Source organism: Micromonospora sp. CPM1 (assembly GCF_023896895.1).
Classification (GTDB): Bacteria; Actinomycetota; Actinomycetes; order Mycobacteriales; family Micromonosporaceae; genus Micromonospora; species Micromonospora tulbaghiae.
Genome location: NZ_JAMHIU010000019.1, coordinates 56,875 through 83,433, shown reverse-complemented (window position 1 = coordinate 83,433; position 26,559 = coordinate 56,875). Strand labels below are relative to the sequence as shown.

Below are 26,559 nucleotides of genomic sequence, written 5' to 3'. Positions count from 1 at the left end.
TCACGGGGACGGCGGCACGACCACAGTGCCGGTCGCGGTGACCGCCACGATCGGCTCGTCGAGCACCTCGGCGGCCGACTCGCCCTTGTCCGGACGGCCCCGGCACACCACAGTGGCGGCGAAGTCGATGGTGCGGCTGCGCGTGCCCACCCGGGTCACCGTCGCGGTCACCTCCAGCACGTCACCGGCCTTCATCGGCGCCCGGAACTGCACATCGGCGTACGAGGCGAACAACCCCTCGTCGCCGTCGGTGCGGATGCACACCTCGGTGGCCACGTCACCGAACAACCCCAGCGCGTACGCCCCGTCGACCAGGTTGCCCGCATAGTGGGCGTGGGAGTACGGCACGTACCGGCGGTGGACGACTGTGAGACCGACACGCGGATCGCTCATGGGGTGTTCGCCTTCCTGGAGGTGATCAAAGCGTGGACGAGGTAACTGGCGACCTCACCCGGAGTGGTGCCACGGCCGAAGATCCGGTCCACGCCCAGCTCGCCGGTCATCGTCTCGTCGAACCGCGGCCCGCCGACGATCAGCAGCGGCCGGCGCCCGGCCGGCATCGCCTCCCGGAACGCCGCGGACATCTCCCGCGTGTTGTGCAGGTGCGCGTCGCGCTGCGTCACCACCTGCGACACCAGCACCGCGTCGGCGCGTTCCCGCCGGGCCGCCTCGACCAGCTCCGGCACACTGACCTGCGCGCCCAGGTTCGTGACCTTCAGCTCCCGGTAGTACTCCAGGCCCTTCTCGCCGGCGATGCCCTTGACGTTGAGGATCGCGTCGATGCCGACGGTGTGCGCGTCCGTGCCGATGCACGCGCCCACCACCGACAGCTTGCGGCGCAGCTGCCGCTTCACCACCGCGTTGACCTCCTTGGCCGACAGCAGCGGATAGTCACGCTCCACCACCTGCACCTTCGCCAGGTCCACCAGGTGGTTCACCCGCCCGTACACCACGAAGAACGTGAACCCGTCACCGATCGGCTTGGCGTGCACCAGCATCGCCGGGTCCATGCCCATCTTGTTTGCCAGCTGCACCGCCGCGCCCTCGGCCCGCTTGTCGTGCGGCACCGGCAACGTGAACGACACCTGCACCATGCCGTCACCGGTGGTGTCCCCGTACGGCCGCACGACCGTCTTCTCACTCATGAGGGTTGCTCCAGGATCTCCGTGGCCGGGTTGTAGTAGTCCGCCTCGTGCCGCGCCACCCCGGACAGACCCTTGCCCCGGTCCGCCGGCCGCTTCATGATCCCGAACGTGCCCTCGGCGATCGCCGTCAGCAACGACTGGTCACCGATGCGCTCCAGCAGGTCCACCGCCTCACCGAGCACCCGGTGCGCCCGCTGCTGGATGAACCCGCCCGGCGCCGGCACGAAGTCCTCGTGCAACCCGCCCGCCGCGCCCAGCACGTACCGCACGTTCTGCAGGGCGATGTCCCGGTCCGACAGCCACGGCGTCACCACCGCCTCGGTCATCATCCCCACCAGCAGGATCCCCTGCCCGGTCATCGTGCCCACCAGGTTGAAGAACCCGTCCAGCAGGTTGCCCCGGAACACGTCACCGGTCATGTGCTTCGTCGGCGGCATCCACTTCAACGGCGCGTCCGGGAACAACTCCCGCGCCAGCAACGCGTGCGCCAGCTCCAACCGGAACGACTCCGGCACATCCGGGTTGATCTCGAACGCGTGCCCCAGCCCCAGCTGCCAGTCCGCCAGCCCCGCCTCGTGCGCGAAGAACTCGTTGAGCAGCTGCGACACCGTCACCGTGTGCGCCTCGTCCACCGCGTCAGCGGTGGTCAGATAGTTGTCCTCACCGGTGTTGATGATGATCCCCGCCCGCGCGTGCACCTGCCGCGAGAACCGCTGGTCCACGAACGTGCGGATCGGGTTGATGTCGCGGAACAGGATCCCGTACATCGAGTCGTTGAGCATCATGTCCAGCCGCTCCAGGCCGGCCAGCGTCGCCATCTCCGGCATGCACAGACCCGACGCGTAGTTCGTCAGCCGCACGTACCGGCCCAGCTCCCGCGACGTCTCGTCCAGCGCCGCCCGCATCAACCGGAAGTTCTCCTGCGTCGCGTACGTGCCCGCGAACCCCTCCCGGGTCGCCCCCTCCGGCACGTAGTCCAGCAGCGACTGCCCCGTCGACCGGATCACCGCGATCACGTCCGCGCCGGCCCGCGCCGCCGCCTGCGCCTGCGGGATGTCCTCGTAGATGTCACCCGTCGCCACGATCAGGTAGATCCACGGCCGCCGCTCCGGATCCCCGAACCGCTTCACCAGCCGATCCCGCTCCGCGCGCCGCCGGTCGATGCTGCGGATCCCCGCCGCCACCGCCTTACGCGACGCCCGCCGCGCCGCCGTCGCCGCCTTCCCCGACGGCTGCGCGAACCGCACCGACCCGGCCGCCGCCTTCTGCGCCAGCAACGTCACATCCGCGATGCCCTCACGCGCCAGCGCGTCGAACACCGGCGCCGCCACCCCGTGCCCCAGACCCACATCCGCGACCACCGCGTCCACGAGCCGGTTCACCCACGGAATACCGTCCGGGTCCGCGCCGGTCACCCCGGCCAGCCGCAGCACCGCCCGCTCCACCGACACCGTGGTGTGGCTGCGCGCCAGATCCACCACCGGCTGCCCGGCCCGGCGCGCCAACTCCCGCGCCCGCGCCACCAGCGCCGGATCCAGCCCAAGCTTCCCTGTCACGAAGACCCTTCCTCATAGATCACGTCACCGCGCAACACGGTGGCCCGGCACACCGGCAGCGGCGTCGGATCGTCCGCGCCCCGCAACTCCGGATCCTCGGCCAGCACCACCGGCAGCCCCCGCTCCACACCCGCCGGGGTGTCCCACACCGCGAACGTCGCCGGCGCCCCCAACGCCAGCACACCCTCGTTGTCCAGGTGCACCGCCCGCCACCCGCCACGCGTGTGCGCCGCGAACGCCGCCCGCACACTCATCCGCTGCGCCGGGTTGTGATGCGCCGCCGCCGCCCGCACCGACCCCCACGGATCCAGCGGCGTCACCGGCGAATCCGACCCGAACGCCAACGCCACACCGACCCCGTGCATCGCACCCATCGGATTCGACTCCAACGACCGGGCCAACCCCAGCCGCGACTCGTACATCCGGCCCGCGCCACCCCACAACCGGTCGAACGCCGGCTGCATCGACGCCACGATCCCGTACTCCACGAACCCGGCGATCAGCGCCTTGCTCATGATCTCCGCGTGCTCCACCCGGTGCCGGGCCGCCCGCAACCGGTCCACACCCAGCGACCGCGCCGCCAGACCAAAGCCCTCCAGCACCGTCCCGATCGCCGCGTCCCCGATCGCGTGGAACCCGCCCTGCAACCCGTGCGCCGCGCAGTCCAGCAGATGATCACGCACCTGCTCCGCCGACACGTACCCGTGCCCGCACGCCCCCGCCTCACCGTCCAGGTACGCCGCCGACACGTGCGCCGTCCGCGACCCCAGCGCCCCGTCCGCGAACAGGTCACCACCCGCGCCCACCGCACCCAGCTCCCGGGCCTTCGCCGCACCCAGCAGCTCACCCCAGTACCCGTACACCTCCGGCACCCCGGCCCCCGAGATCGCCAGCAGCCCGGTGAAGTCCTCCTCGTCGGAGATGTCCGGACCACCGCACTCGTGCACCGCCGCGACACCCAGCGACGCCGCGTGTTCCAGCGCCCGCCGCTGCGCCGCCACCCGCTGCGCCCGCGTCACCGACGCGAACGCCGCCGCCCGCACCGCATGATGCGCGTCGCGCCGCAACCACCCCGACGCCTCGTACCCGGCCGCCGACACCACCTCCGGGCACGCCGCCAGCAACGCCGCCGACACCAGCGCCGAATGGATCGACGCCTGCGACAGATACACCCGCCGCCCACCGGCCGCCCGGTCCAGCGCCGCCGCGTCCGGCAACGCCCGATCCGCCCAGCCCGACTCGTCCCAGCCGTGCCCCAGCACCACCGCGTCACCCGGCAGGCCCGCCGCGAACGCCGACACCGCCTCCAGCAGCCCACCCGCCGACCGCACCGCCGACAGATCCAGCCCCGACAACGCCAACCCGGTATCCGTCGCGTGCACGTGCGCGTCCACGAACGCCGGCGTCACCAGCGCACCGCCCAGCTCCACCACCCGGTCCGCCCGCGGCGCGTCCGCGTCCGTACCCAACCAGGCGATCCGCCCGTCCCGCACCAGCAGCGCGGTCGCGCTCGGGTCGGCCGGACAGTGCAGCACTCCACCGCGATACAGCGTCGAGGGGTTCGTCATGGCCTCAGTCTGCCGCCAGACGCGCCTCGAACAGACCGCGCACCCCCGGCTCGGCCCGCAACAGATCCAACGCCAGCGCCGCGTGCCCCGGCACGTACCCGTTGCCCACCAGCATCGTCACGTCCGCCGCCAGGCCCTCCGCGCCCAGCGCCGCCGCCGCGAAGCTCGTCGCCATCGAGAAGAAGATCACCGTACCGCCGTCCGCCGTGGCCAGCACCGCGCCGTGCTCACACCCCGGCACGTCCACGCACACCACTGTCACGTCCGCCGGCACACCCAGCGCCGTCGTCACCGCCGTCGACAGCCCCACCGGATCCCGCGCGTCGGCCAGCGCCACCACGTCGGCCAGCCCGGCCGCCGTCAGCGCGTCCCGCTCCGACGCCACCGGAACCACCCCGACGGTACGGGCGGCGCCCGCCCGCCGCGCCGCCGCGAGCGACAACGACCCGCTCTTGCCGGCCCCGCCGATCACCGCCACCGACACCGGACGCGGATCACCCTCACGCGAGCGCCGCGCCACCTGCTCGGCCACCACCCGCGCCGTCAACGCCGGCGCACCGCACACGTCCAGCACCGCCAGGGACAGCTCTGGGTGCAGGTCCGGCGGCAGCACCGCCGCGATCGACCGGGCGAACAGGATCGCGTACCCGTCGCACGGCACCTGCTCGCTGCGCCCGTCCCAGCGGGCCAGCCCGTCGAGGATCGTCAGCGGCGTCAGCGTCAGCGACACGAGCGTCGCCACCCGGTCACCCGCCTTCAGCCCCAGCGGCGACCGGCGGCCCGCCTCCTCAATGGTGCCGATCAGCATGCCGCCCGAACCGGTCACCGGGTTCTGCATCTTCCCCCGGGTCGACACGATCTCCAGCACCTCGGCGCGGACCTTCTCCCCGTCGCCGCCGTGCTTCTCCGCCAGCTGCCGGAAACTCGCCGCGTCCAGGTTCAGCCGCTCGACCCGGATCCGCACCTCGTTCGCCGCGATCCGCGGGTCCGGGTCCAACCGCCAGGCCGCCTGCGGGAGCACCCCCGCCGGTTCCACGACTCGGTGCAGACCCACCGGTGACGTCACGCCGACCCCCTATGTCCAGCCGCCCGAACCCCCGGCCAGGGGTCGCGTCGCGGGAAAACTTACGGCAGACTAATTTCTTCACCGCAGATTTTCCAGTAGCCTTCGCAACCGTTGATCAACCCGCACACTGACGAGGAGGGGCCGTGACCCAGACCCAACCGGTGGAGACCATCCCGACGCCCCGCCACGCGCCGGCCACCGTCCCGGCCGCCGGACAGCCCTACGAATACCGCCGCGCGCCCCTCGTCGAACCCGACTGGACCCGCTTCCCCGGCTGGCGCCACATCACCCGCGACCAGTGGGAGAGCGCCCAGTGGCAGCGGGTCAACTGCGTCAAGAACATCAAGCAGCTGCGTGCCGTCCTCGGCGACACCGTCGACGAGACCTTCTACGCCGACCTGGAGGCCGACCAGAAGGCCCTGGCCACCATGTCCATGCTGGTGCCGCCGCAGATGCTCAACACCATGGTGCCGGATCAGCCGATGAGCACCGAGGCGCTGCTCGCCGACCCGATCCGCCGCTACATGATCCCGGTCGCCTCCGACCGGCGCACCGACTGGCCGTCCCACCCGTACGCCAGCCGCGACAGCCTCCACGAGCACGACATGTGGGTCGCCGAGGGCCTCACCCACCGCTACCCCACCAAGGTCCTCGCCGAGCTGCTCTCCACCTGCCCGCAGTACTGCGGCCACTGCACCCGCATGGACCTCGTCGGCAACTCCACCCCCGCCGTCGACAAGCTCAAGCTCACCCTCAAGCCCGTCGACCGCTACGACGCCCACATCACGTACCTCAAGGCCCACCCCGGCGTACGCGACGTGGTCGTATCCGGCGGCGACGTCGCCAACGTGCCGTGGCGCAACCTCGAGTCGTACCTGATGCGCCTGCTGGAGATCGAGACGATCCGCGACATCCGGCTCGCCACCAAGGCGCTCATGGGCCTGCCCCAGCACTGGCTCCAGCCCGACGTGGTCGAGGGTCTCGAACGGGTCGCCCGCACCGCCGCCCGCCGCGGCGTCAACCTGGCCATCCACACCCACGTCAACCACGCACAGTCGCTGACCCCGCTGGTCGCCAAGGCCGCCCAGACCGCGCTCGACGTCGGCGTACGCGACGTGCGCAACCAGGGCGTGCTCATGCGCGGCGTCAACGCCACCAGCGCCGACCTGCTCGACCTCTGCTTCGCGCTCCAGGGCGAAGCGGGCATCCTGCCGTACTACTTCTACATGTGCGACATGATCCCCAACGCCGAGCACTGGCGCGTCCCGGTCTGGCACGCCCAGCAGCTCCAGCACGACATCATGGGCTACCTGCCCGGCTACGCCACCCCGCGGATCGTCTGCGACGTGCCGTTCGTCGGCAAGCGCTGGGTGCACATGCTCACCGACTACGACCGTGAGCGCGGCATCTCCTACTGGACGAAGAACTACCGCACCTCGATCGAGTCGGCCGACCTGGAGGCGCTGAACAAGCGCTACGCCTACTACGACCCGATCGACATGCTGCCCGAGGCCGGCCAGGCATGGTGGCTCGCCCACCGCGACGACTGACCCCGGACACCCGACGGCGGGCCACCTCTGCGATGAGGTGGCCCGCCGTTCGCGTACTCACTTGTTGAAGGCGTCCTTGACGTCGCGGCCCGCCTGCTTGGCGTGCTCCCCGGCCTGCCGGGCGCGCGCCGCGCTCTGCTCGGAGGCGCCCTCGGCCCGCAACCGCTCGTTGTCGGTCACGTCTCCGATGCGCTCCTTGGCCATGCCGCTCATCTCCTGGGCCTTGTTCTTCGCCTTGTCGGTGAAGCTCATGTCGCCCTCCCTCGTCCGGCTACGCCTTGCCCTTGTCGCGTCCCCGGTGACTGTCGTGTGAAACGCCGTTGACCGGCGTACATCGCGTAGTGCGTCCTAGGACAATAGGTTGAAGGTTCGACGCCCGGCCGACGCCGCCCGACCGTGGTTGACTGGGCCGGTGAACGAGATCCTGCTGATCCGGCACGGCGAGACCACGTGGAGCGCCGCCCACCGGCACACCTCGTACACCGACCTGGAGCTGACCCCCGACGGCGAGCGGCAGGCCCGCGCGCTGGCCCCGCTGCTCGCCGGCCGGCGTTTCGCGCGGGTGCTGTCCAGCCCCCGCCAGCGCGCCACCCGCACCGCCGCCCTGGCCGGGCTCACCGTGGACGCGATCGAGCCCGACCTGGCCGAGTGGCACTACGGCGAGTACGAGGGCCGCACCACCGCGGACATCCAGGCCGAACGGCCCGGCTGGACGATCTGGACCGACGGCGGGCCCGGCGGGGAGTCACCGGAGCAGGTCGGCGCCCGCCTCGACCGCGTCCTGGACCGGGTCGCGCCGCTGCTTCAGGAGGGCGACGTCGCGCTCGTCGGGCACGGACACAGCCTGCGGGTGCTCGGGGCGCGCTGGATCGGGCTGCCGCCCTCGGCCGGCGCGCTGCTGCGGCTGGACACCGCCACGCTCAGCGTGCTCGGTCACGAGCACGGCCGGCGGGTGGTCAGGCGGTGGAACCTGCCGGCTCCGCCGACGGACGGGGACGCCCCCGACCGGTCAGCTCGCCATTGATCTTCGGCGGCCGGTTCTCGTACGGCGTGGACAGCACCACAGTCGTGCGCGTGGTGACGTTCGCGGCGGTACGGATCTCCTGGAGCACCCGTTCCAGGTCGGCCGGACCGGCCACCCGCACCAGCAGGAGATAGAAGTCCTCCCCCGCCACCGAGTAGCACGAGTCGATCTCGGACAGGTGCGCCAGCCGCTCCGGCGCGTCGTCCGGCTGCGACGGGTCGAACGGCCGGATCGCCACGAACGCGGTCAGCGGCAGGTCCAGCGCCTCGAACGACACCCGCGCGGCGTACCCCTTGATCACCCCGCGCTGCTCCAGCCGGCGGACCCGCTGGTGCACGGCCGACACCGACAGGCCCACCCGCTCGGCCAGATCCGTGTACGACAGCCGACCGTCCCCGGTCAGCGCGGCGACGATGGCACGGTCGATCTCCTCCACGCGCTGCACCCTAGCCGGAAAAGCGCTCCCACGCCGCACCCGGCCCGCCGCGGTGACGCTCAGCGCGCCGTCCGGTCGCGCACCGCGTCCGCGGCGAAGTTCAGCACCTCCGCCATGTCCTCCTCGTCCAGGAACGGCAGGTCGGTGAGGATGTCCGTGACGGACATGCCCTCGGCCATCATGGCCAGCAGGGTGGCCACGGGGATGCGCGACTGCCGTACGCAGGGCGCACCCCCCATGACGTCGGGGTCCACGGTGATCCGGGGGAAGGTCACCGCGACAGGCTAGCCCTTCGCCAACGCGCGGGAGATGACCAGCCGCTGGATCTGGTTGGTGCCCTCGACGATCTGGAGCACCTTGGCCTCACGCATGTACCGCTCGACCGGGTGGTCGGCGACGTACCCGGCGCCGCCGAGCACCTGCACCGCGTCGGTGGTCACCCGCATCGCCACGTCCGTGGCGAACAGCTTCGCCTTGGCCGCCTCGATCGAGTACGGGCGTCCGGCGTCGCGCAGCCGCGCGGCGGCGAGCGTGAGCGCCCGTGCGGCCGAGATCTGCGTGGCGGCGTCGGCCAGGTTGAACCCGAGCCCCTGGAAGTCGATGATCGCGCGGCCGAACTGGCGGCGCTCCCGGGCGTAGCCGACCGCGTAGTCCAGCGCGCCCTGGGCCAGGCCCACAGCGCACGCGGCGATGCCCAGGCGGCCGGAGTCCAGCGCGGACATCGCGATGGTGAACCCGGCGCCCTCGCCGCCGATCAGCCGCTCCGCCGGCACCCGGGCGTCGTCGAAGGCGATCTGCGCGATCGGCGAGGCGTGCAGGCCCATGGTGCGCTCGGCGGCCTGCGGGTGGATGCCCGACGTGGACCGGTCGGCCAGCAGGCAGGAGATGCCCTTCGGGCCGGGGCCGCCGGTGCGGCAGAAGATGTTGTAGAAGTCGGCCACCCGGGCGTGCGTGATCCACGCCTTGGTGCCGGTGACCACGTACGCGTCGCCGTCGCGCACCGCCCGCGTGGTCAGGGCCGCCGCGTCCGAACCACCCTGCGGCTCGGAGAGGCAGTACGCCCCGAGCAGCTCCCCGCCGATCATGTCGGGCAGGAGTTTGCGCTGTTCGTCGGTGCCGAACTGGGCCACCGGGTAGCAGGACAGCGTGTGCACGCTGACCGCCTCGGCCACTGCGAGCCACCGGCTGGCGAGGATCTCCAGCACCTGGAGGTACACCTCGTACGGCTGGGCGGCCCCGCCGTGCTCCTCCGCGTACGGCAGGCCGAGCAGGCCGGCCCGGCCCAGGGTGCGCAGCGCCTCCCGGGGGAACTCGGCGCGGGCCTCGAAACCGGCGGCGGCCGGGGCCAGCTCCCGGTCGGCGAGTTCGGTGGCGAGGTCCAGCAGGTCGTGGGCCTCGTCGGTGGGCAGGATCCGGTCGACGTTCATAGCGCGATGAGCTCCGTGGGGGTGGTGTTGAGCCGTTGCCCGCCGTCCGTCGTGCAGACGACGATGTCCTCGATCCGGGCTCCGTGCCGCCCGGCGAGGTAGATCCCGGGTTCGACCGAGAAAGCCATGCCGGCCTGAAGCGGCCGGGGGTTGCCCGTCACCACGTACGGCTCCTCGTGGCCGTCGAGGCCGATGCCGTGACCGGTGCGGTGCAGGAAGGCGTCGCCGAACCCGGCGGCGCCGATGACGTCGCGGGCGACCGCGTCGAGGGCCTCGGCGGTCACGCCCGGCGCGACGGCGGCCACGGCGGCGCGCTGCGCCTCCCACAGCACCGCGTAGTAGTCCACGAACTCGGCCGGGGCGGGGCCGCCGGCGACGTACGTGCGGGTGCAGTCGGACCGGTAGCCCGACGGCATGGTGCCGCCGATGTCGACCACCACCGGCTCACCTGCGCCGATCGGGCGGTCCGAGGTGCCGTGGTGCGGGCTCGCGCCGTTCGGCCCGGCGGCGACGATGACGAAGTCGACAGCGGCGTGCCCGGCGGCCCGGATCGCGGCGGCGAGGTCGGCCGCGACCTCCCGCTCGGTGCGGCCGGGGCGCAGCCACTCCCCCATCCGCAGGTGCACCGCGTCGATCGCGGCGCCCGCCTCGGCCAGCGCCGCCACCTCGGCCGGCGACTTGCGGATCCGCATCTCCCGCAGCACGTCGGAGGCGAGCCGCTGGGCCGCGCCGGGCAGCGTGTCGCGCAGCGCGATGACCTGCTGCGCCCACATCCGGTCGGCCAGCCCGACGGCGCGGACCGGGCCGGGGAGCGCCGCGCGCACCAGCGGCCACGGGTCGGTGCCGTCGGCGTGGTCGACGATCCGGTACCCGGTGCCGGGTGCGGCCTCGGCGTCCGGCCGTTCCAGCACCGGCACGATCAGCGTCGGCTCGCCCTCGGCGGGCAGGACCAGGCAGGTCAGCCGCTCCCCCTCGCGGGCGTCGTAGCCGGTCAGGTAGCGCAGGTCGGAACCCGGGGTGAGCAGCAGCGCGTCCAGGCCCGCCGCGGCGGTGGCGCGCTGGGCCGCGGTCAGTCGCCCGGCGGGGTACAGTTCCTCGATTCCCACAGCCGAAGCTTAACGGTCGTTTGGGTCCGGGCGGGAGTCCGGTCGATGCTCGCAGACGCCGGCCATCCGGTCCGCTTCGATCTTGGTCATGCCGGACGCCCGCAGCAACTCGCCGACCACGATGAACAGCTGCGAGGCCACGATCGTGCCGGAGAAACCGAGACCGGCGGCACGCGCCCGGCCGGCCTCCCGCGCGGCGTCCCGCGCCCGGGTACGGGCGATGTCCGGCGGCCGCCCGGCCAGGAAGTCACGGTGCAGCAGCCGCAGCGACTGCCCGAACGCCTCGACCGCGGCCGGCAGGGCCGGCGGAACCGGCTCCCCTGCCTCCAGCAACGCGACCACCCGGCGGACCATGTTGCGGCTGTTCGTGTACGCCAGCTCCAGGTGCGCGGCGGCGTTCTCGTAGCGGCGCAACTGGGCCCGGCGCCGCCACCGCCACGGCGACAGCGACGTCATCTCCCGGGCCGCCGCGACGATCTCGGTGGTCTGCTTCCGCTCGGCCTCGGCCGCCTCCAGCCGGCCCAGCGCCGCCTCGGCCGCCCCGGCGTCCCGGACGGCGAGCGCGTTCGCCGTCGCCGTCAGCTCCTTGGCGAACAGGTCCAGCGTGGGCCCGGCCGCGCGGTGCACCACCCGGACCGGATTCAGCGGCAACAGCAGCAACGCCACCACCACCGCCACCCCGCCACCCACCAGCGCGTTCGCCGTACGCGGCACGGCCAGGTCCGGCGCGTTGGGCTCCACCGTGCCCAGCAGGACCGCGGTGCTGCCGGCCTGCACCATCACGGCGCCGCTGCCCCGGATCACCACCGCCAGCGAGATCGCCAGCGCGACCACCAGGCCGGTCTGCACCGGACCCGCCCCGATCAGCTTGATGAGCAAATCGCCGACCAGCACGCCGAGGATCACGCCGCCGAGCAGCTCGGCGGTCCGCCGGATCCGGTTGCCGATCGCCGCGGCGATGGTGCCCACCGCCGCCGCCGGCGCGAACAGTGGCTGCGGATTGTCGAGCAGCGTGCTGGCCACGTACCAGGCCAGACCGGCGGCCAGACCGGCCTGGAGAGCCACGATGAAGTACCGGCGCAGCCGCTCGTACGCCTCCCGGACCTCGCGGCGCGCCGCCGGAGCCGCGGGGGTCACGGCACCACCCGCCCGCCCGGGCGCCTCAGGCACGACGGCTCGGGCTCGACCACGCCCTCCTCTACCCGCCGGGCAGCGCGGTATTCCCGGCGCCGCCCGCGACGGCGGTCCTGTCGTACCCGTGGTCCATGATCCTTGTCGTCACAGCGGCACGGATGACGGCCGGCGACGGCGTTCCGGCGTGCCCGGCGGCGGCCGGCCGGCGGGGAGGTCGGGAAGATGACGGAGGCGACGGACGCCTCGTGGCGACGGCGCAGCGTGCTGCGGGTGGCGCCGCCCGCGCGGGCCCGCAAGCTGGCCAAGGTGCCCTTCGTGGAGCTGGCCGACGGGCGGTTGCAGGGGGTGGTGTCCAGCGGCTCCGACGTGGAGCGGGTCTACGTCTCCTCGGTGACCGCCGGCACGCACGCGGTCAACTGCAGCACGAACAACAACCGGCCCTGCGGCGGCCTGCGCGGCAGCATGCTCTGCAAGCACCTGCACGTGCTGGCCGACGAGGCGGTCCTTCAGTACGGCGCCGAGCAGGTCGCCCGTTACCTGCGCGTCGACGTGGGCGACGGCGTCGCCAGCGGCACCGCCCTGCTGGCTCGCACCGACGCGCGGCACGAGCCGGGCCCGGCCGCCGTGGTGTTCAGCCGCTTCCTGCGCCACCTGGCCTACCTCGAGGTCCCGGCCGACACGGCAGCGGTGCCCGAGCTGCACTGGTTCCCGGCCACCGCGGGGGTGCGCTGATGCTCGCCGCGCAGCTCACGCAGCTCCACGACGGGGCGATCCCCGCGCTGGCCGAGACGCTCGCCGTCGTCGACGGCGCCGACGACACGCTCACCGCCGGCCTGGCCCGCCTCGACGAGCCGGGCGCCGCCGCCTGGGCCGCACTGGCCGGCACGGTCGGCGGCACCCCGCTGGCGGCCCGCGTCACCGAGGCGGCCGGCGCGGTACGCACCGGCGCGCTCACCGAGGACCACCTGGCCGCCCTCGCCGGGGCCCGCTCCGCGCTGCTCGGCGCCGCACACGACGCCCTGCTCGACCGCCTCGACACGGCGCTCGGCCGGTCCCGCGCCCCGTGGACCGCCGCGCCCGAAGCCCCGGCCGCGTCCCTCCCCGCCCTGGCCGGCGCACGAGCCTGGCTGCACGAGCTGGCGCTCGCCGGCTGGCGCGGCGCCGACCACGAGCTGCTCTCCGGCGCCGCCGCGCCGGTCGAAGCCGCGCTCACCGAACCGGCACTGCGCCGCCTCGCGGTGCTGCTCGACGGCCTCGCCGCCGAGCTGCGCGCCGCGCTGCCGGTGGCGGCCCTGCCGCAGGTGCCCGCCCGCCGGTGGGCCGACCTGTGGACCCGCGCCGTCCTGCTCAGCCACGGCGCGCACGGCGAGACCGCGCCCGGCGAGCCGGTCTCCGGACGGCTGCTACCTCTCGGCGTCGACGTACACGAGCACGACACCGCGTTCCAGGCACAGGTGCACGCGCTGCTCGAACCGGCCGGCGGCGGCACCGCCCGGCTGGTCCGGGTCACAGTGGTCGCGGCGAAGGTCGCCACCATCGTCGGCCCGGCCGGCTGGCGGCTGCTGGAGGCGTACCCGATCCTGCTCACCGCCCTGGCCCAACGGCGGGCGATCACCGTCACCGACCTGACCGCCCACGGCGCGGACCTGCGCTGGGCCGAGGAGCGGGCCACGCTCGGCGAGCCGGCCGACCCGTTCGCCACCGCCCGGGTGCTGCTCGCCGGCGCCACCGCCGCGGCGACAGCGCCGCTGCTGCGCCACCCCGCCGCGATCGCCGAACCGGTCCTGGTCGAGGGCTACACCGTCCGCGACGACGACGGCGCCCCGGCGCTCGACCTCGACGGCCGGCCCCTGCGGCTGGCCACCGGCCGGCTGCCCGCCGCCGGTCCGCTCACCCCGGCGCTCGTCGCCGCCTCCACCGCCTGCCTGGGCCTGCTCCGCTGGGACGACGGCCGCTGGCTGCTGCAACCCCTCGCGGTCCGGGCCACCGCCAGGAAGCAGACCGTCGAGGCGCACAACGGCGACTGGGCGTGCGGCGTCACCGACCCGAAGACGGCGAAGGCCGAGGCCAAGGCGGGCGACGCCGTGGCCGTGCTGCGCGAACGCGCGGGACGGTTGCTGCGCCGATGACCGACGACCGCACCCACGCCAACCGCCGCCAGGTGCTCTACTGGCGGCTGCTCGCCCGCCTGTTCAGCCCCGACGAGCAACCCGGGCTGGAGTCGGCGAGCGTCGCCGTCGTCGACGACCTCGGCCTGCCCGCCGCGCTGCTCGACCCGGCCGTCTCCGTCGACACCGTCGTCCAGCGCTTCCCGGCGCTGGCCGGCGAGCTGCGCGGCCTGCTCACCCCCGGCGACGACACCGCCGCCGCCGGGCCGTTCCAGCCGGCCGAGACCGAGGTACGCCGCGCGGCGCTGGCGTCCAAGCTGCTGCTCAACGTCTTCGCCACCGGCGGCGGCGAGGTCAGCGCCGGGCAGCTCGCCCGCTGGCAGGCCGACGCCGGCTGGTTCGAGCAGGCGTGCGGCGCGCAGGCCGGCGAGCTGCGCCGCGAGGGCACCGGCCTGGGCGCCACACTCGCCGGGCTGGAAGGCGACCTCGTCGCCCGGATGCGGCTGCGCGAGGTGCTCGCCGACCCGGCGCTGGCCGCCCGGCTGACCCCGAGCATGTCGCTGATCGAGCAGCTCCTGCGGGACAAGTCCAACCTGTCCGGAGTGGCGCTCGCGAACGCCAAGTCGCTGATTCGCCGCTACGTCGACCAGGTCGCCGAGGTGCTGCGCACCCAGGTCGCGCAGGCCACGGTCGGCGCCGTCGACAGGTCGATCCCGCCGAAGCGGGTCTACCGCAACCTCGACCTGGACCGCACCATCTGGCAGAACCTCACCAATTGGAGCCCGGACGACGAGCGCCTCTACGTCGACCGGCTCTACTACCGGCAGACCGCCCGGCGGACCACCCCGTCGCGGCTGATCGTGGTGGTCGACCAGTCCGGCTCGATGGTCGACTCGATGGTCAACTGCACCATCCTCGCCTCGATCTTCGCCGGGCTGCCCAAGGTGGACGTACACCTGATCGCGTACGACACCCGGGCGCTGGACCTCACCCCGTGGGTGCACGACCCGTTCGAGGTGCTGCTGCGCACCAACCTCGGCGGCGGCAACGACGGCCCGGTCGCCATGGCCCTGGCCCGCCCCAAGATCGTCGAGCCGCGCAACACGGTCATGGTCTGGATCTCCGACTTCTACGAGTTCGACAGATCCCAGCCGCTGTTCGACGGCATCGAGGCCGTACACCGCTCCGGGGTGAAGTTCATACCCGTCGGCTCGGTCAACAGCTCCGGCAACCAGAGCGTCAACCCCTGGTTCCGGCAACGCTTCTCCGACCTCGGCACCCCCGTCATCTCCGGCCACATCCGCAAGCTCGTCGTCGAGCTGAAGAACTTCCTCACCTAGGAGAGCACCCCTGATGTCCGACATGCTCCGCGCCCCGGCCGAGGTCAAGTACGCCGACGAGCTGGCCTACCTGGAATCGGTCGACACCGGACCGAAGCCGTTCTCCTGGCGGCTGAGCCCCCGCATGGTCCGCCTGTTCGTGCTCGGCTCCGAACGCGCCGACGGCCTCGACCGGGAGATCCCGCAGAAGTGGTTCGGCGACCGCAGCTTCGTCGAACGCAGCATCGTCACCCTCGCCTCCGACCGCGGCCTGCTGCTCATCGGCGACCCGGGCACCGGCAAGAGCTGGCTCGCCGAGCTGCTCGCCGCGGCGATCTGCCGCAACTCCACGCTCGTCGTGCAGGGCACCGCCGGCACCACCGAGGACCACATCAAGTACTCGTGGAACGTCTCCATGGTCATCGCCCGCGGCCAGTCCCGCGACTCGATGATCCCCTCCCCCATCATGACCGCGATGGAGCAGGGCGTGATCGGCCGGTTCGAGGAGCTGACCCGCTCCACCAGCGACGTCCAGGACGCGCTCATCTCGATCCTGTCCGAGAAGTACGTCTCCATCCCCGAGCTGGACCACGACAACATCGTCTTCGCCAAGCCCGGCTTCTCGATCATCGCCACCGCCAACAGCCGCGACCGGGGCGTCAACGACCTCTCCTCCGCGCTGAAGCGGCGGTTCAACTTCGTCCGCATCCCGGTGGTCACCAACAAGCGCAGCGAAGCCGAGATCGTCCGCTTCCGCACCGAGGAACTCCTGCGCCGGCACCGCATCGAACTCGACGTGCCGCCCACCCTGCTCGACATCCTGCTCCAGAGCTTCGCCGACCTGCGCGCCGCCGCGTCCGCCGCCACCAGCGACGACGAGAAGCTGGAGTCGGCGCTGTCCACCGCCGAGCAGATCGGCGTGCTGGAGGACGCGATCCTGCACAGCCAGTTCTTCGGCGACCGCACCCTGCGCGCCCAGACGCTCGCCGGTTCGCTGATGGGCTCACTGGCCCGCCGCGCCCCGGAGGACCTGGCCATCCTCAACAAGTACCTGCACGGCGTGGTCGAACCCCGCGCCAAGGCCGACGGTGGCGACTGGGAGGGCTTCCTCGACGGCGGCCGCCAGGCGATCGCGTCGCTGTCATGACCGCGCCCGCACCCGCCGGCCTGTTCGGCCCGCTGCGCGAGCAGCTCACCGAAGCCGCCGCCGCGTTCGCCGGCTCCCCGGACGCGCTCGCCGGCATCCTCGCCGGGATGGTCGACGACGTCGACCGGGCGCTCCGCGAACGGCTGGAGATCTTCCCGGTCTGCCACCACTCCCCCGCCTCGGCGCTGGCCATGGCGCGGCGGCTGCGCGCCCGGCCGCCCAAGGTGATCTACCTGGAGCTGTGCGAGGACCTGCGACCGCTGCTCGACGAGCTGCGCAACTGCCGCCTGCCGGTCGCGGTGCAGGCGTTCGCCACCGAACTCGACGGCTTCCCCGCCGAGTGGAGCCCGCTGAGCGTGGTCGCGCCGGTCACCGAGGCGTCCGCCGAATACCAGGCCATCGCGTACGCCCTGGACACCCCCGGCGTGGAGCTGGTGCTCGTGGACCGCTCCACCGACCACGTCTTCCAGTGGACGCACCGCGACGACACCGGCCCGGAGCGGGGCTCCGACGTTCCGTCCTCGGACGAGGACGCGGGACTGCACGGCGACGCGGTCGGCGTGGAGATCGGCGACCTGCGCCCCCGGTTCGCCGAGCTGGAAGCCCACCTGCTGCACCACGGCAAGGTGCGCCACTGGTCGGAATGGTGGGACCAGTACGTCGAACGGCCGCTCGCCGACGCCGACCACGACACCTACCGGCAGGTCATGGTGCTGATCGGCAGCCTGTTCCGGCGGCTGCGCCCGTCCCGGTCCGCCCGCGACGAACGCGACGAGGACCGCGAACGGTACATGTGGACCCGGATGCGGCAGCACCTCGCCGAAAGCGGCGCCGACCCGGCCGACTGCCTCTACGTCTGCGGCGCCTTCCACGCCGCCAGCCGGGTCGAACAGTTCGGCCTCGACTCCACCGCCCCGGACTTCCCGATCAGCCCGCGCACCGGCACCCGCTGGCGCTACGGCCTGATCCCGTCCAGCCACTCGGCCATCGAGGCGCAGTTCGGCCTGGCCCCGGGCACCGTGTCCATCGCCGCCGCCAACTGGACGGCGGCGGTCAGCCGCACCCGGCTCACTCCGTACCGGCTGGCCGGGCAGCGTACCGAGAAGAAGGGCCGCCGCTCCCGCGCCGCCGCACCGGTCCCGGCGGGCCCGGCCACCGACCGGCTCAGCGGGTTCCTCGCCGCCCCGCCCGTCCTCGACGAACTGGACGAGGCCGAGCTGCGCGGCTGGTGCGTCGACATCGTCCGGCTGGCCCGCCGCAACGGCTACCTCGCCAGCACCGCCGACGCCATCGCCGTGTTCGAGACGTCGATCCTGCTGGCGAACCTGCGCAACCGCGCCCGGCCCACGCCGTACGACTTCGCCGACGCCGCCGTCACCTGCATAGAGAAGGACGTGGTACCCGGCCGGCGCGACGTCCGCCGGCTCTGCGAGATCCTGCTCGGCGGCGACCGCGTCGGCCAGGTCGGCTACGACTCACTGCCGCCGCTGGCCCGCGACGTCCTCGACCGGCTCCACCCCCTCGGCCTCGACCTGGAACGGCGCACCGTCCAGCGGGCGCTGCTCGACCTGCGCGCCGACCCGGCGCTGGCGCCCTGCTCCGACCTGCTGTGGATGCTGCGGCACCTGCTGCCCGCCGACGCGGTCCGCCCGATCATGGGTGAGCGCCGCCTCGGTCACCGCTCCGAGCAGGAGAGCTGGGACCTCGCGCTCGGCCGCAACCAGCGCGCGCTCATCGAGCTCGGATACGAGGGCGTCACCGTCGAGCAGGTGCTGGAACAACGGCTGCGCCGGGCGGTACGCGGCCCCGACGCCACCGCCGCCCGCGCGCTCGCCGCCGTGGAGGACGCCATCCGGCTGCTGGACAGCCCTCGACTGGTCGACGAACTCGGCGCGCGGGCGGTGGAGCTGCTCGCCGCCGAACGCACTGTGGACGACGCGCCGGAGGTGCTGCGCCGCATCCGGCGGCTGCTCGCCCACCACCGCACCACCGCACCGGCGCTGCCCGCCTGGTGCCGGGCGTTCGTCACCACCGGGTACGCCCACTACTGCACGCTGCTGCCCACCGCGTTCGTCGACGAGGCCACCGGCGTCCGGCAGGTCGGCGCGATGCTCGGCTTCCTGTTCAGCATGGAGAGTCTCGCGCTGTCGCTGGGCTGCGACCGTTCCCAGCTCGAACTGGCGGTCGCGCAGGCCCACCCGGAGGCGCCCGCCAAGCTGGCGCTGCTCTGGGCCGCCCGCCACCAGCTCGGCCTGCTGCCGCTGGCGCGACTGCGCGACCAGTGCGCCGAGCTGCTCGCCAACCCGCTCGTGGTGCCCGCGTTCCCGCAGTACCTGTCCGGCTTCGTGCACGCGCTCGAACCGGTGCCCGGGCTCGCGCCGTTCGTGGTCGAGACCATGTCCGCCGCGTTCGCCGGGCTGCCCGACCCGGTGCTGCTGCCCTGGCTGCCGACGCTGATCACCACGCTGCGCGAGCACGGCCCGGAGCTGGTGCCGCTGCTGGTCCGCGAGGCGGAACGCACGTTCCCCGCCACGCTGCCGGCACTGGACTCCTGGACACCACCGTGGGCCGCCGGGCCCGCCCCGTCCAGCGCACCCGCACCGGCCGCGGCGGCGGGTCCGGTACACGGCCTGCTGGTGGCCCACCCGGAGACGGTCGACGCGGTGGCCGCGCTGCTGGGCTGCGCCGGCGAGTGGCAGCCGGACGGTGACGACGGCACTCCACCGGGCGGGCCGGCGTCGGTGCTGGTCGCCACCCATCCGGCGACGGCGCACGCGGTGGCGGTGCTGCTGGCGGACTGAGCGACGTCGGTCTACGTGGTGGCGGCGCTGCCGGAGCGGAGCGGCGTCGGTCCGCGACGTGGCGGGCACTGCTGAACGTGCATGTCTCCCCAGTGGCGACGGTCCTGGCGGACCGGCGGCGTCGTCTCGGCGGTGGCGGCGCTGCTCGCGCACGGGAGGCGTTGGCGGGTTTGCCCGCGCGAGCGACCATGGGGTGGTGATCCGCTTTCTGCTGAACCTCTTGTGGCTCGTCTTCGGTGGCGGCTTCGTCCTTGCCCTCGGCTACGGCATCGCCGCCCTGATCTGCTTCGTCCTCGTCGTCACCATCCCCTTCGGCGTCGCCTCGCTGCGGCTCGCCTCGTACTCGCTGTGGCCGTTCGGCCGCACCCTCGTGTCGAAGCCGGGCGCCGGGCTCCCCTCCGGACTGGCGAACGTGCTCTGGCTGGTGCTGGCCGGCTGGTGGCTGGCCCTGTCGCACATCCTCGCCGGGATCGCGCTCTGCGTGACGATCATCGGCATCCCGTTCGGGGTGGCCAACTTCAAGCTGGTCCCGGCGGCGCTGTGGCCGCTCGGCCAGGAGGTCGTCGAAACGCCGTAACCACACCGGCGGGCCACCCGCCTCGCCGCCCCGGCTGACCGCCAGCATCGGCACGGCTGACGGGCCGACCGCCGGCCCCGCCGATCCCCTGCCCCCGTCCACCTCTCCCCGCCACGGGTATCCCACCCGGCCACTGGAACGCCATGGGTGTCTCCGGCCCTGTTTGACACCCATGGCGTTCCACTACCACCACGGTTGCGCGGCGACTTGACGTCCACGGCCGAGGACGACTCCGAACGATCTCGGCAACCGGGATCCGTGTCCCGCGACGCGGGACGGCATGCAGACCTTGGTAGGGAAGTGGCCCCTATGAGGGCCGTTTCGTACCAAGATCTCGCCGGATCCCGAGCGCGAGCCCGGAGGCGCAGCTCTGAAGCGTGAAGGTCAGCGGCGCAGCCGCAATGAGGTCTCGCCGCGTGAGCAGCCCGCCTCACCACCCCTACAGCATCCTAGGAGGATGGGGTGATTACTCGAATTCGCAGGGAAGGATGCGAATGCGGCTCGTACCAACGCGGCGCTGGCTAGCGTCGGAGGCGTGCGGGACGGAGTGATCGAGACGCTCAAGGCGGACCCGGCGATGTCCGGCCTGCGCCGGTCGCTGGACTTCTACCACGGCGACCCGGCGCGCGACGCCGCCCTCGACGCGTTCTACGCCCCGCTGGTCCGCGCCGGTGACCTGGTCTTCGACGTCGGCGCGCACGTGGGCGACCGGCTGGGCAGCTTCCGCCGGCTCGGCGCGACTGTGGTGGCGGTCGAGCCGCAGCCGCTGTGCGCCCGGGTACTGCGCGAGATGTACGCGGGCGACGACGCGGTGACTGTGGTGGAGGCGGCGTGCGGGCGTACCGCCGGGCCGGTGCGGCTGCACGTCAACTCGGCCAACCCGACGGTCTCCACCGCCTCCCCCGGGTTCGTCCGCGCCGCCGACGGCGCACCCGGCTGGGCGGGCGAGACCTGGGACGCTCAGATCGAGGTGCCGGGCACCACGCTCGACGCGCTCGTGGCCGCGTACGGCGTGCCGGCGTTCGTGAAGATCGACGTGGAGGGCTTCGAGGACGCCGTGCTGGCCGGGCTGAGCCGGCCGGTCCCGGCGTTGTCGTTCGAGTTCACCACCATCGCCCGGGTGGCGGCGGCCCGCTGCCTGGACCGGCTCACCGCGCTCGGTTTCACCCGGTTCACGGTGGCGCTCGGCGACGAGATGGAGTTCGCGCTGCCCGGCTGGCGCCCGGCCGCCGAGGTGGCCGCGTACCTGGGCGCGCTGCCGGACGAGACCAACTCCGGCGACGTGTACGCCCGCCCCTGAACCTCCACTTCGGAGAGACGCGGACCGGACCGGAAGGCATCGACCCTGCTCATCGCCGTGATCGGCCGAGTCGCAGCCCGGGCACTTTTTTCAAAGCTCGAACTTAGGAGTGCATCGTTATCCGTCTGTGATTGACGTGAGCCGCGCCACTTGGGTTGACTGCCACGGAACCGCTTCCGCAACCGGTTCCGAAACACCCCGCTCATCCCTGCGACCCGGGAGCGTGACGTGCCGATCACCATCGCCGACGTCGCCACCCGAGCCGGGGTGAGCAAGACGACGGTCTCCCGGGTGCTCAACGGCAAGGGCGAGGTGCACGTGCGCACCGCCGACCGGGTCCGCGCCGTGATCAGCGACCTCGGGTACGTGCCGAGCGCCCGCGCGGTCGGGCTGGCCCGGGGGCGTACCCGGGTGGTCGGGATGCTGGTCCCGGCGCTGACCTGGCCCTGGATGGGCGAGGTCCTGCAGGGCGCGGCCGACGTGGTCGAGGCGGCCGGCTACGGCATGCTGCTGTTCACCTGCACCCACGGCGACGAGTCGATGCGCCGGTTCGCCTCCCAGGTCTCGGCCAAGTCGTTCGACGGCCTGCTCGTGGTCGAACCCGAGGGGACCCTGGACTACATCACCGAGCTGCACCGGCGCGGCCTGCCGGTCATCCTCATCGACGACCGGGGCCACCAGCCCGGCTTCCCGTCGGTGCGGACCACGAACGAGGAGGGCGCGCGGGCCGCTGCCACGCACCTGCTGGCGCTCGGCCGGCGGCGGCCGCTCGTCATCACCGGCCTGCGTCAGTTCGGCTGCACCCGGGAACGGCTCGCCGGATTCGCCGGCGCCTACGCCGACGCGGGCGTACCGATCGAGCCGGACCGGGTGGTGGAGGGCGACTTCACCTTCGAGTGCGGGCGCGCGGCGGTGCGGCGGCTGCTCGCCGACGGCGTACCGTTCGACGCCGTCTTCGCCCACAACGACCTGTCGGCCGCCGGGGCGTTGCAGGCGCTGCGCGACGCCGGGCGGCGCGTCCCGCAGGACGTGGCGGTGGTCGGCTTCGACGACCTGCCGCTGGCCGGGCACACCCACCCGCCGCTGAGCTCCGTGCGCCAGCCCCTGCGGGAGATGGGTACGGCCGCGGCCCGCCTGCTCATCGGCCACCTCACCGGCACCCCGCTGCCGGACACCCCGACCGTCATCCCGACCGGCTTCACCGCCCGCGACTCGACGGGCGCGGGCGACCCGACGAACGCGGACGGCCCGACCGCACCGGACTCGACAGTCGCGCGGGAGCCGACGGGCGCCCGCGTCACCTGACCCACCCCGCCGCACCCGGCGACCACGCCGGCGGGCCCGCCCGCCGGTGGCACCACCGCACACCCTCCATCCACCACATCCCGCCCGAGGAATGCGGGACCACCGAGGGAGACCTCCATGAGAAGACGGCAAGTCCTCGCCCTCGCGCTGGCCGGCGCGATGGTCACCGGCGCCGCCGCCTGCGGCGACAGCCCGAACGCGAACAAGAAGAGCGGCCAGGCCGCGACAGTGCTGAACGTCGGCATGCCCAACGGCCCGCAGGCGGAGAACAACAACCCGTTCCTCACCACCTCGGCCGCCGCGTCGCTCGGCTACCGGTGGCAGATCTACGAGCCGCTGATGATGTGGAACCCGGTCAAGCCGGCCGAGCCGTTCAAGCCGTGGCTGGCCACCAAGGCCGAGTGGTCGTCGGACTACAAGACGGTCAAGGTGACGATCCGGGAGAACGCCACCTGGTCCGACGGGCAGAAGGTGACCGCCGAGGACGTCGCGTTCACCTACAACCTGGTGAAGAAGTTCCCGGCCCTCAACGACCAGGGCGTGCCGTACACGGACGCGACCGCCAGCGGCAACGAGGTCACCATCTCGATGGCGAGCCCGCAGTTCGTCAACCAGCAGAAGGTGCTGTGGCGGGTGCCGATCGTGCCCAAGCACCTGTGGGAGAAGATCGCCGACCCGGCGAGCGACCCGGTGAAGCAGCCGGTCGGCAGCGGCCCGTACACGCTGAAGTCGTTCACCCCGGCGAGCATGACGCTCGCGGTACGCGACAGCGGCTACTGGCAGGACGCGCCGAAGGTCAAGGAGCTGCGGTACACCTCGTACACCGACAACAGCGCGCAGACCACCGCGCTGGCCAACGGCGAGTCGGAGTGGAGCTTCGTCTTCATCCCGAACTACCAGACCGTGTTCGTGGCCAAGGACCAGAAGAACCACAAGATGTGGGCACCGCCGGTGCTGGGCATCCACGGCCTCTACCTGAACACCACGAAGAAGCCGTTCGACGACCCGACGCTGCGCAAGGCGATGAACATGGTCATCGACCGGGCGGACATCTTCACCACCGCCGAGGCCGGCTACTTCCACCCCGAGGTCAAGAGCGTGACCGGCCTGCCCAGCCCGGCCGGTGACTCGTTCATCGCGCCCGAGTACAAGGGCCAGGAGCACAAGGTCGACGTCGAGGGCGCCAAGGCGCTGCTCACCGGCGCCGGCTACAAGCTCGACGGCAACACGCTGAAGGACCGCAGCGGCAAGCCGGTCACGATCCGGCTCACCGACCCGGCCGGCTGGTCCGACTACCAGACCAGCCTGGAGATCGTGAAGGGCAACCTGGCGAAGATCGGCATCGCGGCCACCGTCGACAAGGCCAACCAGGACGCCTGGTTCCGCAACGTCGAGCAGGGCAACTTCGAGGCCACGTTCCGGTGGACCGAGAGCGGCGCCACGCCGTACGACATCTACCGGACCATCATGGACGGCCGGGTGCTCAAGCCGGTCGGCACCGCCTCGCCCGCCGGTAACTTCGGCCGGTTCCAGAGCAAGGAGGCGACCGACGCGCTGGTGTCGTACGCCAACGCCACCGACGACGCCACCCGCACCACCGCCCTGGGCACCCTGCAGAAGATCTTCGTCGAGCAGATGCCGATGATCCCGGTGGGCGCGGACAACATCGGCGGCGCGTACAGCACGAAGAACTGGACCGGCTGGCCGGACGACTCGAACCCGTACGGCGCGCTCCAGCCCACCCAGCCCAACGCGGTGGACGTGGTGCTGCACCTCAAGCCGGCCAACGGCTGACCCGGCGCCGCCGGCCCGGCCACGATCGCCCGGCCGGGCCGGCGGCGCCCGCCCCTCGCTACCGGCAACCCCAGACAGGAATTCGGCATGACGTTGACCGAGAGCGCACCGGCGCCGGCCGACGAGGTGGTGCTGGAGGCCGTCGGCCTGACCAAGCACTTCCCCGTCCGCCGGCGGCTGCGTGACCTCCTCTCCCGCACCCCGGCGGTGGTGCACGCCGTCGACGACGTATCGATCGCGTTGCGCCGCGGCCGGGTGACAGCGCTGGTCGGCGAGTCCGGCTCGGGCAAGTCCACTGTGGCCCGGCTGCTGGCCCAGCTCTACCCGCGCACCGCCGGCGACATCCGGCTGCACGGCCGATCGACCCGGGTACGAGGCGGGCGCCGGTTCCGGGCGTACGTGCGCCGGGTGCAGCTGATCCTCCAGGACCCGTTCGCCTCGCTGAACCCGGTGCACACGGTCCGCTACCACCTGACCCGGTCGCTGCGCATCCACGGCAACGCCGGGACCGGGCCGGACGGGCTGGACAAGGCGCTGGCCGACCTGCTGACCCGGGTCGCGCTCACCCCGCCGGAGCGCTACCTCGACGCGTTCCCGCACGAGTTGTCCGGCGGGCAGCGCCAGCGGGTGGCGATCGCGCGGGCGCTCGGCGCCGACCCCGAGGTGCTGCTCGCCGACGAGCCGGTGTCCATGCTCGACGTGTCGATCCGCCTCGGCGTGCTCAACCTGCTCCAGGACCTCAAGGACCGGCTCGACCTGGCGATCCTCTACATCACCCACGACATCGCCTCGGCCCGCTACTTCGCCGACGAGACGATCGTCATGTACGCCGGGCGGATGGTCGAGGGCGGCGACAGCGAGACCGTCACCCAGCGCCCGGCTCACCCGTACACCCGGTTGTTGATCGAATCGGCGCCGGACCCGGAGCGGATCACCGGCGCGGGCGGCGACGGCGCGGCGGCGGGCGAGCGGGGACACGGCGAGCCGCCCAGCCTGATCCGCCCGCCGGGCGGCTGCCGGTTCCACCCGCGCTGCCCGGCGGCGATGCCGCGCTGCGCCACCGACCTGCCGCCGCCGATCCCGGTCGACGACGCGCCCGGGCACTGGGCGGCGTGCTGGCTGTACGACGCGGACACCGTCGCCGAGCAGAAGGCGGAGCAGGCAGAGCAGGTGCAGCAGGCGCAGAAGACAGAGCCGGCCGGGACGGAGGCGGCCCGATGAGGTTCCTGCTGCAACGGGTGGCCTTCTACCTGTTCACCGCCTGGGCGGCGATCACGCTCAACTTCTTCATCCCGCGGATGGTGCCGGGCGACCCGGTGCAGTCGCTGATCTCCCGCAACCAGGGCCGGATCAGCGCCGACGCGGTCGCGTCGCTGCGGGTGCTGTTCGGGCTGGACTCCGACCGCTCGCTGTGGGAGCAGTACGTCGCCTACTGGGGGCAGCTCCTGCGCGGCGACCTGGGACTGTCGTTCACGTTCTTCCCCGCGCCGGTGTCCGAGGTGATCGGGAGCAGTCTGCCGTGGACGGTCGGCCTGGTCGGCGTCACCACGATCGTCAGCTTCCTGCTCGGCACCGCGCTCGGCGTGGGCGCCGGCTGGCGGCGCGGCTCGTGGATCGACGGGCTGCTGCCGGCCACCACGTTCCTCTCCTCGATCCCGTACTTCTGGCTGGGCCTGGTCGCGATCGCGCTGTTCGCCGGGCCGGGCAGCTTCTTCCCGTCCTCCGGCGGCTACGAGCCGGGCCTGGTGCCGGCGTTCGACGCGTACTTCATCCCGAGCGCGCTCCAGCACAGCATCCTGCCCGCCGCCACCATCCTGGTGTCGTCGATGAGCGGCTGGATCCTCAGCATGCGCAACATGATGGTCACCGTCGCCAGCGAGGACTACATCACCGTGGCGCACGCCAAGGGGTTGTCCGAGCGCCGGGTGGCCCTCAGCTACGCCGCCCGCAACGCGCTGCTGCCCAACGTGTCCGGGTTCGCACTGTCGCTGGGCTTCATCGTCGGCGGCACGCTGCTCGTGGAGATCGTCTTCTCGTACCCCGGCCTGGGGTTCCAGCTCTTCCAGGCCGTCGGCGCGAAGGACTACCCGCTGATGCAGGGCATCTTCCTGATCATCACGATCTCGGTGCTGGTGGCGAACCTGCTCGCCGACGTGGCGTACCTGCTCCTCGACCCGCGGACCCGAAAGAGCTGAG

Annotated in this window: 24 protein-coding genes; 13 read left to right on the top strand and 11 right to left on the bottom strand. The window is 72.8% G+C overall.

Translation table 11 applies throughout. The features are described 5' to 3' along the window. From M8C11_RS22495 to M8C11_RS22475, 5 genes are read right to left on the bottom strand one after another with little or no spacing between them, the layout of a single operon-like run. Positions 1 to 393 (bottom strand): hotdog domain-containing protein, encoded by a 393-nt coding sequence (locus M8C11_RS22495; protein WP_120569941.1) that lies wholly within the window; start codon positions 391 to 393, stop codon positions 1 to 3. Continuing rightward, positions 390 to 1,145, bottom strand: coding sequence for an OAM dimerization domain-containing protein (locus tag M8C11_RS22490; protein WP_252452793.1), 756 nt, complete (start codon positions 1,143 to 1,145; stop codon positions 390 to 392). Before M8C11_RS22490 ends, M8C11_RS22495 begins: the two co-directional genes overlap by 4 nt. After that, positions 1,142 to 2,701: a lysine 5,6-aminomutase subunit alpha gene (locus M8C11_RS22485; RefSeq protein ID WP_252452791.1), complete on the bottom strand. Its 1,560-nt coding sequence runs from the start codon at positions 2,699 to 2,701 to the stop codon at positions 1,142 to 1,144. Before M8C11_RS22485 ends, M8C11_RS22490 begins: the two co-directional genes overlap by 4 nt. Beyond that, the gene (locus tag M8C11_RS22480) at positions 2,698 to 4,269 is read right to left on the bottom strand and encodes an amidohydrolase (protein WP_252452789.1); all 1,572 of its coding nucleotides are present in this window, start codon (positions 4,267 to 4,269) and stop codon (positions 2,698 to 2,700) included. Before M8C11_RS22480 ends, M8C11_RS22485 begins: the two co-directional genes overlap by 4 nt. Before the next feature lie 4 nt (positions 4,270 to 4,273). Continuing rightward, the gene (locus tag M8C11_RS22475; protein ID WP_252452787.1) at positions 4,274 to 5,335 is read right to left on the bottom strand and encodes a zinc-binding alcohol dehydrogenase; all 1,062 of its coding nucleotides are present in this window, start codon (positions 5,333 to 5,335) and stop codon (positions 4,274 to 4,276) included. A 143-nt stretch (positions 5,336 to 5,478) separates the two neighbouring features. On the opposite strand from M8C11_RS22475, the gene M8C11_RS22470 reads away from it, so the two are divergent. Next, positions 5,479 to 6,885 (top strand): KamA family radical SAM protein, encoded by a 1,407-nt coding sequence (locus tag M8C11_RS22470; RefSeq protein ID WP_252452785.1) that lies wholly within the window; start codon positions 5,479 to 5,481, stop codon positions 6,883 to 6,885. Between the two features lie 57 nt (positions 6,886 to 6,942). On the opposite strand, the gene M8C11_RS22465 is transcribed toward M8C11_RS22470, so the two are convergent. Then, the gene (locus M8C11_RS22465; RefSeq protein ID WP_043324133.1) at positions 6,943 to 7,137 is read right to left on the bottom strand and encodes a CsbD family protein; all 195 of its coding nucleotides are present in this window, start codon (positions 7,135 to 7,137) and stop codon (positions 6,943 to 6,945) included. A 160-nt stretch (positions 7,138 to 7,297) separates the two neighbouring features. Here M8C11_RS22465 and M8C11_RS22460 point away from each other — a divergent pair, with 160 nt between their 5' ends. Further along, a complete protein-coding gene (locus M8C11_RS22460) occupies positions 7,298 to 7,909 on the top strand; it encodes a histidine phosphatase family protein (protein WP_252452783.1) in 612 nt (203 codons plus the stop codon). Here M8C11_RS22460 and M8C11_RS22455 read toward each other — a convergent pair. The 5 genes from M8C11_RS22455 to M8C11_RS22435 are packed head-to-tail and all read right to left on the bottom strand — an operon-like array spanning position 7,842 to position 12,015. Next, positions 7,842 to 8,345: an Lrp/AsnC family transcriptional regulator gene (locus tag M8C11_RS22455; protein WP_120569948.1), complete on the bottom strand. Its 504-nt coding sequence runs from the start codon at positions 8,343 to 8,345 to the stop codon at positions 7,842 to 7,844. The genes M8C11_RS22460 and M8C11_RS22455 overlap by 68 nt on opposite strands. Before the next feature lie 59 nt (positions 8,346 to 8,404). Further along, complete coding sequence (locus M8C11_RS22450) at positions 8,405 to 8,620, bottom strand: DUF433 domain-containing protein (protein WP_091426971.1); 216 nt, start codon at positions 8,618 to 8,620, stop codon at positions 8,405 to 8,407. A gap of 9 nt (positions 8,621 to 8,629) precedes the next feature. Beyond that, positions 8,630 to 9,772, bottom strand: a complete 1,143-nt coding sequence (locus M8C11_RS22445; RefSeq protein WP_252452781.1) for an acyl-CoA dehydrogenase family protein — start codon at positions 9,770 to 9,772, stop codon at positions 8,630 to 8,632. After that, positions 9,769 to 10,878, bottom strand: a complete 1,110-nt coding sequence (locus M8C11_RS22440; protein WP_252452779.1) for a Xaa-Pro peptidase family protein — start codon at positions 10,876 to 10,878, stop codon at positions 9,769 to 9,771. The genes M8C11_RS22445 and M8C11_RS22440 overlap by 4 nt, the downstream gene beginning before the upstream one ends. Positions 10,879 to 10,887: 9 nt before the next feature. Next, on the bottom strand, positions 10,888 to 12,015 hold the full coding sequence (locus M8C11_RS22435; RefSeq protein ID WP_252452777.1) for an aromatic acid exporter family protein: 1,128 nt from the start codon (positions 12,013 to 12,015) through the stop codon (positions 10,888 to 10,890). A gap of 258 nt (positions 12,016 to 12,273) precedes the next feature. On the opposite strand from M8C11_RS22435, the gene M8C11_RS22430 reads away from it, so the two are divergent. The 11 genes from M8C11_RS22430 (at position 12,274) to M8C11_RS22380 (ending at position 26,558) form a co-directional block, all read left to right on the top strand. Next, positions 12,274 to 12,744: a hypothetical protein gene (locus M8C11_RS22430; protein ID WP_252452877.1), complete on the top strand. Its 471-nt coding sequence runs from the start codon at positions 12,274 to 12,276 to the stop codon at positions 12,742 to 12,744. Further along, positions 12,744 to 14,141, top strand: coding sequence for a hypothetical protein (locus M8C11_RS22425; protein ID WP_252452774.1), 1,398 nt, complete (start codon positions 12,744 to 12,746; stop codon positions 14,139 to 14,141). Before M8C11_RS22430 ends, M8C11_RS22425 begins: the two co-directional genes overlap by 1 nt. Beyond that, complete coding sequence (locus M8C11_RS22420) at positions 14,138 to 15,460, top strand: VWA domain-containing protein (protein ID WP_121684169.1); 1,323 nt, start codon at positions 14,138 to 14,140, stop codon at positions 15,458 to 15,460. The genes M8C11_RS22425 and M8C11_RS22420 overlap by 4 nt, the downstream gene beginning before the upstream one ends. Positions 15,461 to 15,473: 13 nt before the next feature. Then, positions 15,474 to 16,586 carry an AAA family ATPase gene (locus M8C11_RS22415; protein WP_120569954.1) on the top strand — a complete coding sequence of 371 codons (1,113 nt, stop codon included), beginning with the start codon at positions 15,474 to 15,476 and terminating at the stop codon, positions 16,584 to 16,586. After that, positions 16,583 to 19,387 (top strand): DUF5682 family protein, encoded by a 2,805-nt coding sequence (locus M8C11_RS22410; protein WP_252452771.1) that lies wholly within the window; start codon positions 16,583 to 16,585, stop codon positions 19,385 to 19,387. The genes M8C11_RS22415 and M8C11_RS22410 overlap by 4 nt, the downstream gene beginning before the upstream one ends. A gap of 196 nt (positions 19,388 to 19,583) precedes the next feature. Continuing rightward, positions 19,584 to 19,964: a YccF domain-containing protein gene (locus M8C11_RS22405; RefSeq protein ID WP_175438877.1), complete on the top strand. Its 381-nt coding sequence runs from the start codon at positions 19,584 to 19,586 to the stop codon at positions 19,962 to 19,964. A gap of 577 nt (positions 19,965 to 20,541) precedes the next feature. After that, a complete protein-coding gene (locus M8C11_RS22400; RefSeq protein ID WP_252452874.1) occupies positions 20,542 to 21,264 on the top strand; it encodes an FkbM family methyltransferase in 723 nt (240 codons plus the stop codon). Between the two features lie 228 nt (positions 21,265 to 21,492). Beyond that, positions 21,493 to 22,569, top strand: a complete 1,077-nt coding sequence (locus M8C11_RS22395) for a LacI family DNA-binding transcriptional regulator (RefSeq protein WP_252452768.1) — start codon at positions 21,493 to 21,495, stop codon at positions 22,567 to 22,569. A gap of 117 nt (positions 22,570 to 22,686) precedes the next feature. Continuing rightward, on the top strand, positions 22,687 to 24,363 hold the full coding sequence (locus tag M8C11_RS22390; RefSeq protein ID WP_120569959.1) for an ABC transporter substrate-binding protein: 1,677 nt from the start codon (positions 22,687 to 22,689) through the stop codon (positions 24,361 to 24,363). A gap of 87 nt (positions 24,364 to 24,450) precedes the next feature. Further along, on the top strand, positions 24,451 to 25,584 hold the full coding sequence (locus tag M8C11_RS22385) for an ABC transporter ATP-binding protein (RefSeq protein WP_252452765.1): 1,134 nt from the start codon (positions 24,451 to 24,453) through the stop codon (positions 25,582 to 25,584). Next, entirely contained in the window at positions 25,581 to 26,558 is a 978-nt protein-coding gene (locus tag M8C11_RS22380; protein ID WP_013476848.1) for an ABC transporter permease, read from the top strand. Before M8C11_RS22385 ends, M8C11_RS22380 begins: the two co-directional genes overlap by 4 nt. Position 26,559 lies beyond the last annotated feature (1 nt).